Source organism: Streptomyces lasiicapitis (genome assembly GCF_014646335.1).
GTDB lineage: Bacteria > Actinomycetota > Actinomycetes > Streptomycetales > Streptomycetaceae > Streptomyces > Streptomyces lasiicapitis.
This window is the reverse complement of the sequence record NZ_BMNG01000008.1, coordinates 333,646-347,394: the sequence shown is the minus strand read 5'-3', so window position 1 is coordinate 347,394 and position 13,749 is coordinate 333,646. Positions and strand designations below refer to the sequence as shown.

The window sequence follows — 13,749 nt, the reverse complement described above, 5'->3', positions numbered from 1 at the left end:
AGGTTGGGCGGGGTTGGGTAGGTCCTTTCTTCCGGTTCTTACTTCTTTGGCGTCGGGCCCGACCGGGTCGCGGTTCGCCAGGTCCCGGTACATGGGAGGTGGCACATGGAGGACGAGGAAGCGGCGGCCGTGCTCAAGGCGGTGGGCCGCCAGATCAAGGTGTGGCGGGAGGCCGCGGGGATGCGGCGCCCGGAGTTCGGCGCGGCTATCGGGTACGGCGAGGACATGGTGGCCTCGGTGGAGCGGGGGCGGAGGATCCCCAAGCCCGAGTTCCTGGACAACGCCGATGAGGTGTTGGGGGCGGGCGGGAAGATCTCGTCGATGAAGCGGGATGTGGAGGAGGCGCGGTACCCGAAGAATGTTCGGGACTTGGCGAAGCTGGAGGCCGAGTCGACGGAACTCGGGGGCTACGCCAGCCTTCACATCCACGGTCTCCTACAGACCCCTGACTACGCGCAGGCTCTGTACGCGATGCGACGCCCTTCGTACACCGAGGACGAGATCGAGCGTCACGTCGCCGCACGCATCGCGCGAAAGGCCGTCCTCGAGCGCGTGCCCCGACCGCTGGTCACTTTCGTCCAGGAAGAGGTGACCCTGCGACGACCGGTCGGGGGCAAACTGGTGTTGCGCCAACAGCTCGAACACCTGCTTGAAATCAGCAAGTTGAGGCACGTCGAGATCCAGGTGATGCCCACGGAGCAAGAAGACCACGCAGCCATGATGGGCTCCTTCCGGGTGCTGAAACTCCGGGACGGCAAGACGCTGGGACACACAGAGGGCCAGCTCCACAGCCGCCTGATCACTGACCCTCGGGAAGTCCAAGTCCTGGAAATGCGCTATGGAATGATCCGGGCGCAGGCTCTCACGCCACGGGAGTCCCTCGCCTTCATCGAGAAAGTACTGGGAGAGACATGACCCCCAACACGTCCACCAGGAACACTTCCACGCTGGAGTGGTTCAAGAGCAGCTACAGCGGCAACGACGGCCCCGATTGCGTCGAAGTCGCCATAGCCCCCACCACCGTCCACATACGCGACTCCAAGAACAAGCACGGCGCCCGCCTCGCCGTCGCGGACGCCGCGTGGACCAAGTTCGTGGCGTTCACCGCGACCCGCTAAAGGCCCCCGGCCAGAATCCGTTCCCGCTGCTCGCGGGCCCACCCGTACCCGGGGTCGAGCTCCAGCGCCCGCTCCAGGTCGGCCAGGGCCCGGTCCCGGTCGCCGAGGGCCTCGTGGGCCAGGGCGCGGCTGCCCAGGGCCCAGGCATAGCCGGGGTCAAGGGCGAGCGCCCGGCCGTACGCGGCGATCGCTTCCTCGTGGCGGCCCGCGAAGCGGAGGACATCACCCCGCTCGCCCAGGATCCCGCTGCCGCCCGGCGCGAGCCGCTCCGCTTGGTCGAGGTCGGCGAGGGCGCCCTCCTTGTCGCCGAGGATGGAGCGGATGTGGGCGCGGCGCATGAGGGCCCAGGTGTAGTCGGGCCACAGGGCGATGGCGTGGTCGAAGTCGGCCAGGGCTTCCGAGGGGCGGCCCAGGACGAACTTGACCTGGGCGCGGCTGCCCAGGGTCAACGGCTCGCGCGGGGCGAGGTCGTGGGCCCGGTCCAGCTCGGCGAGGGCGTCCTCGTGGCGGCCCATCCTCCGGTACGTCTCGCCCCGCTCGTGCGCCACCCACTCCGCGCCCGGCGCCAGCTCCGCGCACCGGTCGATGTGGGCCAGCGCCGTCTCGTGGTCGCCCTCCTCGGCCCGCGCCCGCAGGGTGATCGCCAGGCCGTGGTGGCCCCACGGGTCGGCGGGGTCGAGGTCGACGGCCCGCGCGTGGTCGTCCAGGGCCTCCGCGAACATCCCGGCCCCGAAGTGGCACCAGCCGCGGGCGTTGTACGCGGCGACACGGCCCGCGTCGTCGAGGCCGCCGCGTGCCAGGATCAGGTCCAGTACGCGTACGGAGCCGAGGTGTTCGTCCGCCAGTGCCGCCAGGCAGTCCTCGCCCCAGCGCCGCAGCCACTCCTCCCCCGCGTCCTCGCCCGCGTCCGCGAGGACCCGGGCCCAGTCGCGGGCCACCGCGGTGTACCGCGTCTGCGCGTGGCACGCTTCGACGCCCTCCCGCAGCGCCCCGGCGAACGCGTCGCCGGGCCGCGCGCACAGGTCGTGGTAGAGCTCCTCCACCCGCAGCGCCCGCCACGCGGGCCGGGCCCACGGGCGGCCCACCTCGCCCCGGTCGCCCTCCTCCCGCGCCCGCCGCCGGGCCGCGAACGCGCCGGCGAGGCGGACGTGGGCGGAACTCCACGCCCGGGGTGCCGAGTTGAGGCGCAGGCGCAGCATGGGGGCGCGGACCACGTCGTGGTAGCGGGCGCCGCCGTCGGGGCGGTCGGCGACGAAGGGGAGGGTGCGGAGCCAGGCGTACACCTCCGGGGCCGGGAATCCGGCGGACCCGGCCTCGCCCACCGCGGCCGCCACCACCTCCTCGTCGAGCCGCCGCGGCAACGCGCAGTCCAGCGCCGCCGTGCGCCGCCCCGGATCCGGCTCCCACCGCAGGAACCGCTCCACGGCCCCGGCGCTCGGGTCGCTCACCTCGTCCGGACCCTGCGGCCCCGACTCCGCCAGCGTGGAGACGAGGACGGGCAGCCGCCCGGAGAGCCGCAGGACCTCCGCCACGACGGGCTCGTCCGTCACGCCCTTGGCGGCGAGCAGACCGCGCGCCTCGTCCTCGGTGAAGGGGGACAGCGGGACGTCGCACGCGAAGTCACCTGTGTCGTCCCAGAGTTGGGGGTCGAGCGGTCGCTGGCCCGAGAGCACCACGACCGTGTTCGCGGGCAGCTCCCCGTACCGGTCCGTCGTCATCACGTCCCGCAGCCAGCCGTCCAGGAACGGCGCCGTCCGCTCGTACGTGTCGAAGAACAGGACGAGCCACGGGGCCGCGTCCGCCGCCGACGTGAGATCGTCGGTGAGGGCGGGCGTGAGGGCGCGTTCCGCTTCCAGGAGGGGTCCGGCGAGGTCCTCGCCGGTGCCGCGTGGACGACGGGACCCGAAACGCTCCCGCAGCCCGTCGGCGCCGCGCGCGAGCTGTTCGGGGTCCACGGCACCGGCCGCGAAGGGGCCCACCACGGGGACCATGCCGATGCCGACGACTCCGGCGCGGGCCACGAGGCGACTGCCCGCGGACGGCGCACCGGGCGCGCCGGTCGTCCCGGGCGCCCCAGCCGCACCGGCCGCACCAGTCGCGCCGGGATCGACGGCCGCCCCCGCCCCCGCCTCCCGCACCCGCTGCCGGTACCCGGCCAACGCCCGCTCAAGCCCCTTCAACCGCCGCTCCTGCCGGGCGAATTGCGCGGCCACCTCGGCGAGCACCAGCGGCAACGTGTCCGCCGCGTCGTCGACGTACGCGACAAGAGCACCCCGGTCCCGGGCCACCTGCCGCAACTCGTGGACCAGCGACGTCTTGCCCACCCCTGCCGGACCGTGCACGCAGAACAGGAAGCGGTGCCGCTCGTCCTCCGGCGGCTCGTCGAAGTTCTCGCGGAACACCCGGAGTTCTTCCTGCCGCCCCACGAACCCGGCCCGCCGGCGCCGCCGTATCAACTCCTGCATCGACGGCCGCCCCGCACCCGCCCCGCGCGATGCCCACGCCATGCCCACTCCCTCACGCCACAGGTCTCCTCAGCCGCACCAGTCTGACCCCCGGGACGTACAACCGTCGCCCCTCCTCACAGGTCTCCCCTGCGACATCCACCCACGTCACAGGAGGAACAGTGCGCCGCACCCTCATCGCCGCCGCCGCGGCGGCCGCCCTCGCCGCGCCGCTCGTGCTCGCCGCGTCCGGCACCGCGTCCGCCGCGTCCCCCGCGCCCAAGGCCCCGAAGGCGCCCCGCACGCCGGTCACCGACTTCAACAAGGACGGCTACGCCGACCTCGTGATCGGGGCGCCGTACGGCACGGTCGGCGGGAAGGAGAGTGCCGGGTACGTCGCCGTCGTGTACGGGTCCAAGAGCGGGCCCGATCACGCGCATCCGCGGGTCATCGACCGCGGTACGCCGGGGGTGCCCGGTGACGTCGCGGAGTACGACAGCTTCGGGCGGGAGCTCGCCGTCGACGACTTCGACGGGGACGGGTACAGCGATCTCGCCGTCGGGGGCTTCACGGGCAAGGCCTATGTGTTGTGGGGGTCCGGTGACGGGCTGACGGGCGCGACCGCCGAACTGCCGGGGTCCCGCGGGGACCTGGCGTCCGGGGACTTCAACGGCGACGGGCACCGCGACCTGGTGACGGGGGCGTATCCGGCGAATGAGGATGAGATAGGCGGGATGACCGTCTCGTACGGGCCGTTCACGCGGGGTGGGGAGCCCGCGAAGAGAGACGTCGTGACGATCGGGGCCTACCGCGGGCCCAGCCAGTTCGTCGCCGGGGACATGAACGGCGACGGCGTCGACGACCTCGTCACCAGCCACAACTTCGAGGACAAGGCGTACGCCAGCAAGTTCTGGAAGGGCACCAGGAGTGGGATCAGTCGTACGTCCACGGGGCTCAAGTCGTCCGACGGCGGCGTCGTCGCGGACGTGGACGGTGACGGGTACGGCGACTTCGTGACCCGCGACAACGGCGGCAGCAACGACGACAACTCGTACGAGGCGGGCACCGTGCGCGTCGACTACGGCAGCGCCGCCGGGCCCGCCGCCACCCGCACCAAGAAGATCACCCAGGACAGTCCGGGCGTCCCCGGCGTCGGTGAGACGGGCGGGCAGGGCCCCGTCGAGGACACCAGCGGGGACCAGTTCGGCGCCGACCTCAGCGCGGGCGACGTCAACGGCGACGGTCTCGCGGACATCGCCGTCGGCGTGCCCGGCGAGGACGTCAAGGCGGGCGGCAAGGACGTCGAGGACGCGGGGAGTGTTGTTGTGCTCAAGGGTGCCAAGGGCGGCCTGGGCGGGACGGGTGCGCAGGCGTTCACTCAGTCCACGGCGGGCGTGCCCGGTGCCTCCGAGAAGGGCGACGTGTTCGGCGCCCGCGTCCTGCTGTCCGACGTCAACGGCGACAAGAAGGCCGACCTGACCGTCGCGGCGGTCGGGGAGGACGCGACGTACGCGGACTCGGGGGCGGTGTGGGTGTTCCGGGGCGCCGGGTCCGGGGTGACGACGGCCGGGATTGCTTCCTTCGGTCCGGGGGTGCTGGGCGCGCCGGAGAAGGGGGCGCGGTTCGGGACGGAGCTGGGCCGCTGAGGCGGGGCGGTACGCGGCGGTGCGCGGCGGTTCACGTGAGCCATCGCGCTACCGCCCGTGCGAGCCGTCGCGCTCGCGGGCCCGGGCCGGGCTAGCCCCAGGCCCGCTCGCACAGCACCAGCCGGTAGCCGTCCGGGTCCGCGACCGTCACGCCGTACTCGTCCCAGTACGGGTTGTGCGCGGGGACCCGGGTGCCGCCCGCCGCGGTCAGGCGGTCGACCTGTGCTTCGTCCACCGGCTTGCCGAGGTAGACCACGAACAGGTCGTCCACGGTCGGGGTCGGGTCCAGCGGGCGCTCGGGGTCGTGCGTGAGCTCGAAGTGCCAGGCGCCGCCGGGGAGTCCGACCATCACCAGGTCGTGCTCCCCGGAGACGCGTTCGGTGGTGCGCCACAGGACTTCTAGGCCGAGGCCGTCCACGTAGAAGCGTTCGGCGGCGGCGAGGTCGCGCGAGGGGCGGGCCACGCGGACGTGGGTGGTGGAGTCGATCACTTCGCGGCCTCGGCCTTCGCGGCGTCGCCCGTCGCGGCTTCCGACTTCGCCGCCTCCAGCGCGGCGCGCCACACCGGGCTGTCCACGTAGTGGTTGTCGAAGCGCTCGCCCGACTCGGCGATCTCCTTCGGGTCGGCCTCGCCGCGCAGCACCCGGCCGAGCAGCCGCAGGTAGTCGAACCGGTCCATGCCCGGCGTGAAGACGAAGAGGACGTCCGCCTCGCAGCCCGGCGCCGCGGCGAAGGCGTGCGGGGTGTGCGGCGGCACCGCCAGGAAGTCGCCCGCGTTCAGGACGGTGACCTCCTCGCCCACGAGGACCTGGAGCGAGCCGCTGATGACGAAGAACAGCTCCGTCGCCTTGGTGTGGAAGTGGGACGGCGCCCCCACCGCGCCCGTGGCGAAGGTCGACCGGTAGCTCGTGAAGCCCGCGGCGCCGGACGACTCGCCGAGCAGGGTCATCACGCTGCTCGGGTCGGCGCAGGTCTCGGCCTCCGCGCCGCGGGTCAGGACGGCCTGGAGGGGGGTGGTGGTCTGGGAGTTCGTGTTCGCGTCGTTGTTCATGATCATGACTCTACGGTCCGGAGTGACCTGCTGGACAGTTCTTTTCGGCAGCAGAAATGTGGGTCAATTTTCCAGGTCTTGGCGCCCGCCCCCACGTCCGTGCAACCGTCCCCGCCCCTCACAGGTCTCCCCAAGTGCCCCACCCCAGTCACAGCAGGAGGATCAGTGCGACGCTCCCTCAAGGCAGCCCTCGCCGCCGTCGCGGCCACCGCGCTCGCGGCGCCGTTGGCGACAGCCGGCACCGCGACCGCCGCACCCCACGCCCCCAGCGCCCCCACCCCGCCCCGAACCCCCGCCGCCGACTTCAACCACGACGGCTACACCGACCTCGTCGCCGCATCCCCGGGCGGCACCGTCGCCGGGAAGGAGGCCGGGTACGTCTCGGTGGTGTACGGCTCGGCGTCCGGCCCGGACAAGGCGCACGCGCAGACGATCAGCAGGGAGACCGCCGGGGTGCCGGGCGAGCCAGCGGAGTACGGGAACTTCGGGCAGTTCACGTCGGCCGCCGACCTCGACGGCGACGGGTACACGGACCTCGTCGTCGTCTCGTACAACGGCGACAAGCCGCTCGTGCTGTGGGGCGCGAAGGACGGCCTGTCCGGCACCCGCCACGCGGAGCTGGCCGACATCCCGGGCCGCGCCACCACCGGGGACTTCAACGGCGACGGCCACCAGGACCTCGTGTCGGACCGGTTCCCGACGAGCGACGACCCGAACGAGGACCTGGCGGGCATGACGGTGTCGTACGGCCCGTTCACCCGGGCGGGCAAGCCCGCGAGCGAGGACGCCATCGAGACGGGCCGGACCTTCGGGCCCGGCGACCTGATCGCGGGCGACATGACGGGCGACGGCGTCGACGACCTCGTCACCAGCCACGGCTTCGAGGAGATGGCGTACGCGAGCCGGTTCTGGAAGGGCGGCAAGGACGGCCTCGCGCACACCTCCAAGTCCCTCAAGTCCACGCTGGGCGGCGTCATCGCGGACTTCGACGGCGACGGCTACGGCGACCTCGCCGCGCGCGACAACGGCACGAACAACGACGACAACGAATCCGACAAGGGCACCGTCCGCATCGAGTACGGCAGCGCGTCAGGACCCTCCGGGCGGATCACGAAGATCACCCAGGACACGGCGGGCGTCCCCGGAGTCGGCGAGACGGGCGACCAGTTCGGCGCGGTCGTCAGCGCGGGCGACGTGAACGGCGACGGCTACGCGGACTTGGCCGCCGGCATCCCCGGCGAGGCCATCGGCAGCGTCAAGGGCGCGGGCAGCGTGGTGCTCCTCAAGGGCGCCCCGAAGGCGTCGGGCGGCCTCACCGGCAAGGGCGCGCAGGCGTTCACGCAGTCCACGGCCGGGGTCCCGGGCGCCTCGGAGACCCAGGACCGCTTCGGCTCCCAGGTCCTCCTCGGCGACACCAACGGCGACAAGAGGGCCGACCTGACGGTGTCGGCGCCGCAGGAGGACGGGACGTACAAGGACTCCGGCGCGGCCTGGATCCTGCGCGGCGCCAAGACCGGCCTGACCACCACGGCCATCACGTCCTTCGGCCCGGCGGCCGTCAACGCCCCCGAACGCAAGGAAGCCCGCTTCGGCAACCACCTCGGCGACCGCTGACAACACCACCCACCCGCGAAGCCGCTTAGTCGACCAGCGGCAGCAGCTCCGGCAGGTGGCCGTCCGAAGCGGCGGCCGCCTGCTGCCGTTCCTCCGGCACCTCGCCGTACAGCGTCGTGCGCGGCTTCGACGGGCGGCCCGCCGCGTCGGCGATCGCGACGAGGTCCTTCACCGAGCGGTACGAGCCGTAACTGGAGCCCGCCATGCGGGAGATGGTCTCCTCCATCAGGGTGCCGCCGAGGTCGTTCGCGCCGGAGCGCAGCATCTCGGCGGCGCCCTCCGTGCCGAGCTTCACCCAGCTCGTCTGGATGTTGGGGATGTGGGGGTGCAGGAGGAGGCGGGCCATGGCCGTCACCGCGCGGTTGTCGCGAGTGGTGGGGCCGGGGCGGGCGATCCCGGCCAGGTAGACCGGGGCGTTGGTGTGGATGAAGGGCAGCGTCACGAACTCCGTGAAGCCCTCGACGCCCTTCTCCAGGTTGGCCTGCTGCATCCCGGCCAGGGTGCGGAAGTGGCCGAGCCAGTGGCGGGGCTGGTCCACGTGCCCGTACATCATCGTCGAAGACGACCTGAGCCCCAGCTCGTGCGCGGTGGAAACGACCTCGATCCAGGTCGCCGTGGGCAGTTTGCCCTTGGTGAGGATCCAGCGCACCTCGTCGTCGAGGATCTCGGCGGCCGTGCCGGGGATGGAGTCGAGGCCGGACTCCTTGGCCCGCGTGAGCCACTCCCGTATCGAAAGCCCGGTGCGCGTCGTGCCGTTGACGACCTCCATCGGCGAGAAGGCGTGCACGTGCATGCCGGGCACGCGCTCCTTCACGGCGCGCGCGATGTCGAAGTACGCCGTGCCGGGCAGGTCCGGGTGGATGCCGCCCTGCATGCACACCTCGACGGCGCCCACGTCCCAGGCCTGCGCGGCGCGGTCGGCGACCTGGTCCAGGGAGAGCGTGTAGGCGTCGGCGTCCGTGCGGCGCTGCGCGAAGGCGCAGAAACGGCAGCCCGTGTAGCAGACGTTGGTGAAGTTGATGTTGCGCGTGACGATGTACGTGACGTCGTCGCCGACCACGGACTTGCGGACGTCGTCCGCGACCGAGCAGAGGGCGTCGAGGGCGGGCCCGTCGGCGTGCAGCAGGGCGAGGGCCTCGTCGTCGGTGAGCTTCGTCGGGTCGTCGGCGGCCGTCGCCAGCGCCGCGCGCACGTCGCCGTCGATGCGCGAGGGCACCATCCCGGGCGCGGCCTGCTCCCGGAGCGCCTCCCAGTCCCCGTACACCTCGTCGAAGTCGTCGCGCCGGTCGGAGGTGCGGCCCGTCGTGTCGATGGTGTGGTGCAGGTCGGTGCGGCCGGAGGAGGCCACGTACCCTTCGTCGGGCTCCTGCCAGGGCAGGCCGCGGACGGGGGCGTCGGGGTCGGCGAGGCCCGTCTCCGGGTCGGCGAGGGCCCGCACGTGCGGCAGGAGCCGCGGGTCGAGCCACGGCTCGCCGCGCCGTACGAACTCCGGGTACACGCAGAGCCGTTCCCGCAGCTCGAAGCCCTCCGCCTCGGAGTGCGCGGCCAGCTCCTCGATCTGCGGCCAGGGCCGCTCGGGGTTCACGTGGTCGATGGTGAGGGGCGAGACGCCGCCCCAGTCGTCGATCCCGGCGCGGATGAGCCGCCCGTACTCCCCGGCGACGAGGTTGGGCGGAGCCTGGATGCAGCCCGAAGGGCCCATGATGTGCCGCGCCACGGCCACCGTCGCCACCAGGTCGTCGAGGTCGGCGTCCGGCATGCCGCGCATCGCCGTGTCCGGCTTGGCGCGGAAGTTCTGGATGATCAGCTCCTGGACGCCGTGGTAGGACCGGGCCACGCGCCGCAGCGCGAACAGCGAGTCCGCCCGCTCCTCGTACGTCTCCCCGATGCCGATGAGCAGCCCGCTGGTGAACGGCACGGACGAGCGGCCCGCGTCCTCAAGGACCCGCAGCCGCACGGCGGGCTCCTTGTCGGGCGAGCCGTAGTGCGGCCCGCCCGGCTCGCTCCACAGCCGCGTCGCCGTGGTCTCCAGCATCATCCCCATGCTGGGCGCGACGGGCTTGAGCCGCTGGAAGTCGGTCCAGGACATGACGCCGGGGTTGAGGTGCGGCAGCAGACCCGTCTCTTCGAGGATCCGGATCGATATGGCCCGTACGTACGCGATCGTGTCGTCGTACCCCTCCGCCTCCAGCCACTCGCGCGCCTCGGGCCAGCGGTCCTCCGGCTTGTCGCCGAGGGTGATCAGCGCTTCCTTGCAGCCCAGTTCGGCGCCGCGCCGCGCGATGTCCAGGACCTCGTCGGGCGACATGAACATCCCGTGCCCGGCCCGGCGCAGCTTGCCCGGCACGGTCACGAACGTGCAGTAGTGGCACTTGTCCCGGCACAGCCGGGTGAGCGGGATGAACACGCTCTTCGAGTACGTGATGACGTCCGCGCGCCCCTCCGCCTCAAGGCCCGCGTCCCGCACCCGCCCCGCCGAGACGACCAGGTCCTCCAGGTCGTCCCCGCGCGCCTGCAGCAGCACCGCGGCCTCCGCGACATCCAGCGCGACGCCGTCCCTGGCCCGTTTCAGGGCGCGGCGCATGGCGTTGGCGGTGGGACGTCCGGCCTCGGCGGGCTGTGCGCTGTTGGTCATCCCCCGAGCATACGAGCGAGGACATGTGACACCTACAGGCACTTGTGCCCCGGGGGTCGGCCCGTACGGTTTCCGGCCGCGGTGCCGTAGGGGTGGCCATGGCGGGCCGTACAGGTGTCGTCGGCGGACCCTCGTGGCCGACCCGCGCGTTCCCGGACGGAAACCTGCCGATTCCCTTCCCTTACAGGGGAGTTCACGGCTCAATACCAAGGTTGCGGTGAGCACCGCCGTCACGCTGTCACCGTCGGGCACCTTCGCCCACGACCTCTGGGGAGTCACAGCATGTGTGAGGACGAAAGCCACCTGAACAGACGCGCGCTGCTCGTGACGGGGGCGGCGACCGCCCTTACGTTGGGCAGCGTGAGCTTCGCGAGCAGCGCGGGCGCCGCCGAGGAGCGGCGCACCGGGAAAGAGACGAAGACGGTCAAGGGCACGCTGCCCACCGGATCGCCGGACTTCGTGTACCTGCCGGTCGAGATCCCGCGCGGGGTCCAGCAGATCCACGTCTCGTACACCTATGAGAAGCCGCCCGTCCCGGCCGGGACCGTCGGCAACGCCCTCGACATCGGGATCTTCGACGAGCGCGGCACGGCGCTCGGCGGCAAGGGGTTCCGCGGCTGGTCGGGCGGCGCGCGCACGGAGTTCTTCATCCGGGCGGACGACGCGACGCCCGGGTACATCCCGGGTCCCGTGCGCGCCGGGACGTGGAACATCGCGCTCGGCCCCTACACGGTGGCCCCGGAAGGCCTGCCGTACGAGGTGACCATCACCCTCACCTACGGGGCGCCGGGGACCACGCCGAAGCCCAAGTACCCGCCGGAGCGGGCGAAGGGGCGGGGCCGGGCCTGGTACCGGGGCGACTGCCACCTGCACACCTGGTACTCCGACGGCCGCCGCACCCCCGCCGAGATCGGCGCCCTCGCCCGCGCCGCAGGCCTGGACTTCATCAACACCTCCGAGCACAACACCCAATCGGCGCACGCCCACTGGTCCGAGGTAGCCGGTGACGACCTCCTCGTACTCCTGGGTGAAGAGGTCACCACCCGCAACGGCCACGTCCTCGCCATCGGCACCGAGCCCGGCACGTTCGTCGACTGGCGCTACCGCGCCCGCGACAACCGCTTCGGCCACTACGCCCGACACATCCACCGCGCCGGCGGCCTTGTCGTGCCCGCGCACCCGCACGCCACGTGTGTCGGCTGCAACTGGAAGTTCGGCTTCGGCGAGGCGGACGCGGTCGAGGTGTGGAACGGCGCGTTCTCGCCCGAGGACGAGGTGGCGATCTCCGAGTGGGACAACGCGCTCGTCGCCGCCGCGCGCGGGGGCCGGCGCTGGACGCCCGCCATGGGCAACAGCGACGCCCACCGCGACCCCGACCCCGTCGGCCGCCCCCAGACCGTCGTCCTCGCCGACGACCTGACCCGCGAGGCCATCCAGGACGGCATCCGCGCGGGCCGCTCCTACCTCACCGAGTCCAAGGCCATCGAGCTCACCTTCGGCGCGAGCGGCGGCAAGGGCCGCCACGCGGGCATCGGCGAACGCCTCCGCGTCGACTCCGACGACCCGGTGACGGTCCGCCTCGACGTCAAGGGCGTCCCCGGCTGCACGATCCGCTTCATCACCGACCAGGGCGTGCTGTTCACCAGCCCGGTGATCCCGGAGTCGGGGACGGGGTCGGCCCAGTGGCGTACGACGGCTTCGTACGCGGCGTACGTACGGGCCGAGGTGCGGCAGCCTGCGGTGACCCCGCCCCTCCCCGGCCCCATGAAGGCCCTCACGAACCCGATTTTCCTGGGGCGTTGAGGACGTCTGCGGCGGGCTCGGCGGTACGCGAGGCGCGTACCGTACGGGCCGCCCGTGACCGGGGCAGCGTGAGCGTGACGAGCAGGCCCGCCACCATGCCCGCCGCCGTGAGGAGCACCACGAGGAACTCGCCGTCGGCGGTCGCGGTGCGCAGGGCGGCGCCCGTCCTGCCCTCCGTGCCGATGTCGGCGATCACCGTGAACACGGCGAGGCCGATGGCGTTGCCGATGTTGAGGGCCGTGGACGCGATGCCGTTGGCGACACCCTGCTCGTGCGCGGGCGTGCCCGTGGCTGAGGCGATCCACATGGCGGTCCACACGATGCCCTGCCCCACGCCGGAGACCACGAGCCCCGGCACGAGCAGCCCGTAGCCCGCGTCGGCGTCGAAGCCGAGCGCGAGCACGGCGGTGCCGACGACGCCGGTCGCGAAGCCGGTCAGGAGTGTGGCGCGGGTACCGACGCGCGTGGCCATGCGCTCGCCGAGCTGGGTGCCGGCGGCGATGGCGACGGACGGCAGCAGGAAGGCGAGGCCGGTCCGCAGTGCGGAGTACCCGTGCACGCTCTGCATCAGCACCGTCAGGAAGTACGGCAGCACGCCGAAGGTCGCCATGTAGACGAACGTGACGGTCATGCCGACGGTGAGGCTGCGGTTGCGGAAAAGACGGAACGGCATCAGCGGGTCGGCGCTGCGGGCCTCGATCACCGCGAAGGCGGCGAGGAGCACGGCGGCGGCCGCGAAGGCCCCCACCACCAGCGGGTCGCCCCAGCCCAGTTCCGGCCCTTCGACGAGCCCGAAGACCAACAGGGTCGACCCGGCGGTGACGCTCAGCGCCCCCGGCAGGTCGAAGCGGCGGCGCTCGCCGCGTGCCGGGTCGCGCGGGACGACGTACAGCGCGGCGAGGGCGACGAGCCCGGCGAGCGGCACGTTCACGTAGAACACGGCGGGCCAGCCGAAGCGTTCGGTGAGCACACCGCCGAGCAGCGCGCCGAGGGTGAGCCCGCTGGCGCCCGCACCGCCCCACACGGCGAGGGCGCGATTGCGCTTCGGCCCCTCCTCGAAGAGGTTGTTGATGAGGGAGAGCGTCGCGGGCAGCAGCAGCGCGCCCCCGATCCCTTGTACGGCGCGGGCGGTGATGATGACGCCCGCGCTGTTCGCAAGCCCGCCCGCGAGCGACGAGGCGGCGTACAGGGCGAGGGCGAGCACGAACATCCGCCGCCGCCCGAGCAGATCGGCCGCCCGCCCGCCGAGCAGCAGGAACCCGCCCGCGAAGACGACGTAGGCGCTGACCACCAACTGCTGGGTCTGTCCCGGGAAGCCGAGGTCGGCGCCGATTTCCGGGAGGGCGACGAAGACGATGTTGAGGTCGAGCGAGTAGACGGTCTGCGCGAGGGCGAGCAGGACGAGAGTCCAGCCCAGGCGGCGCTTGTCAGACACGGAA

General features: G+C 72.5%; 10 protein-coding genes. 5 read left to right on the top strand and 5 right to left on the bottom strand.

From position 1 onward, the window contains the following. Positions 1–105: 105 nt before the first annotated feature. Positions 106–915, top strand: coding sequence for a helix-turn-helix domain-containing protein (locus IEY91_RS20020; protein WP_164323890.1), 810 nt, complete (start codon positions 106–108; stop codon positions 913–915). Further along, a complete protein-coding gene (locus IEY91_RS20015) occupies positions 912–1,118 on the top strand; it encodes a DUF397 domain-containing protein (protein WP_189175035.1) in 207 nt (68 codons plus the stop codon). The genes IEY91_RS20020 and IEY91_RS20015 overlap by 4 nt, the downstream gene beginning before the upstream one ends. Here IEY91_RS20015 and IEY91_RS20010 read toward each other — a convergent pair. Continuing rightward, positions 1,115–3,625 (bottom strand): tetratricopeptide repeat protein, encoded by a 2,511-nt coding sequence (locus IEY91_RS20010; protein WP_229697094.1) that lies wholly within the window; start codon positions 3,623–3,625, stop codon positions 1,115–1,117. The two genes, IEY91_RS20015 and IEY91_RS20010, sit on opposite strands and share 4 nt — an antisense overlap. Before the next feature lie 119 nt (positions 3,626–3,744). Here IEY91_RS20010 and IEY91_RS20005 point away from each other — a divergent pair, with 119 nt between their 5' ends. Further along, positions 3,745–5,208 (top strand): FG-GAP-like repeat-containing protein, encoded by a 1,464-nt coding sequence (locus tag IEY91_RS20005; protein WP_189175034.1) that lies wholly within the window; start codon positions 3,745–3,747, stop codon positions 5,206–5,208. Positions 5,209–5,299: 91 nt separating this feature from the next. On the opposite strand, the gene IEY91_RS20000 is transcribed toward IEY91_RS20005, so the two are convergent. Then, positions 5,300–5,698 carry a VOC family protein gene (locus tag IEY91_RS20000; RefSeq protein WP_164323884.1) on the bottom strand — a complete coding sequence of 133 codons (399 nt, stop codon included), beginning with the start codon at positions 5,696–5,698 and terminating at the stop codon, positions 5,300–5,302. Then, positions 5,695–6,264 carry a cupin domain-containing protein gene (locus tag IEY91_RS19995; RefSeq protein WP_189175033.1) on the bottom strand — a complete coding sequence of 190 codons (570 nt, stop codon included), beginning with the start codon at positions 6,262–6,264 and terminating at the stop codon, positions 5,695–5,697. Before IEY91_RS19995 ends, IEY91_RS20000 begins: the two co-directional genes overlap by 4 nt. Positions 6,265–6,423: 159 nt before the next feature. Here IEY91_RS19995 and IEY91_RS19990 point away from each other — a divergent pair, with 159 nt between their 5' ends. Then, positions 6,424–7,872: an FG-GAP and VCBS repeat-containing protein gene (locus tag IEY91_RS19990; protein ID WP_189175032.1), complete on the top strand. Its 1,449-nt coding sequence runs from the start codon at positions 6,424–6,426 to the stop codon at positions 7,870–7,872. Between the two features lie 25 nt (positions 7,873–7,897). Here IEY91_RS19990 and IEY91_RS19985 read toward each other — a convergent pair whose 3' ends face one another. After that, positions 7,898–10,507 (bottom strand): bifunctional FO biosynthesis protein CofGH, encoded by a 2,610-nt coding sequence (locus IEY91_RS19985; protein ID WP_189175031.1) that lies wholly within the window; start codon positions 10,505–10,507, stop codon positions 7,898–7,900. Between the two features lie 282 nt (positions 10,508–10,789). On the opposite strand from IEY91_RS19985, the gene IEY91_RS19980 reads away from it, so the two are divergent. Beyond that, positions 10,790–12,310, top strand: a complete 1,521-nt coding sequence (locus tag IEY91_RS19980) for a CehA/McbA family metallohydrolase (protein ID WP_189175030.1) — start codon at positions 10,790–10,792, stop codon at positions 12,308–12,310. Here IEY91_RS19980 and IEY91_RS19975 read toward each other — a convergent pair. After that, a complete protein-coding gene (locus tag IEY91_RS19975; RefSeq protein WP_164323876.1) occupies positions 12,282–13,745 on the bottom strand; it encodes an MFS transporter in 1,464 nt (487 codons plus the stop codon). The two genes, IEY91_RS19980 and IEY91_RS19975, sit on opposite strands and share 29 nt — an antisense overlap. Positions 13,746–13,749 lie beyond the last annotated feature (4 nt).

Bases quoted from the DNA above. Each gene is read 5' to 3' on its own strand.
- IEY91_RS20020 (WP_164323890.1), top strand. From the start codon at position 106: ATGGAGGACGAGGAAGCGGCGGCCGTGCTCAAGGCGGTGGGCCGCCAG.
- IEY91_RS20015 (WP_189175035.1), top strand. From the start codon at position 912: ATGACCCCCAACACGTCCACCAGGAACACTTCCACGCTGGAGTGGTTC.
- IEY91_RS20010 (WP_229697094.1), bottom strand. From the start codon at position 3,625: ATGGCGTGGGCATCGCGCGGGGCGGGTGCGGGGCGGCCGTCGATGCAG.
- IEY91_RS19995 (WP_189175033.1), bottom strand. From the start codon at position 6,264: ATGATCATGAACAACGACGCGAACACGAACTCCCAGACCACCACCCCC.
- IEY91_RS19985 (WP_189175031.1), bottom strand. From the start codon at position 10,507: ATGACCAACAGCGCACAGCCCGCCGAGGCCGGACGTCCCACCGCCAAC.
- IEY91_RS19980 (WP_189175030.1), top strand. From the start codon at position 10,790: ATGTGTGAGGACGAAAGCCACCTGAACAGACGCGCGCTGCTCGTGACG.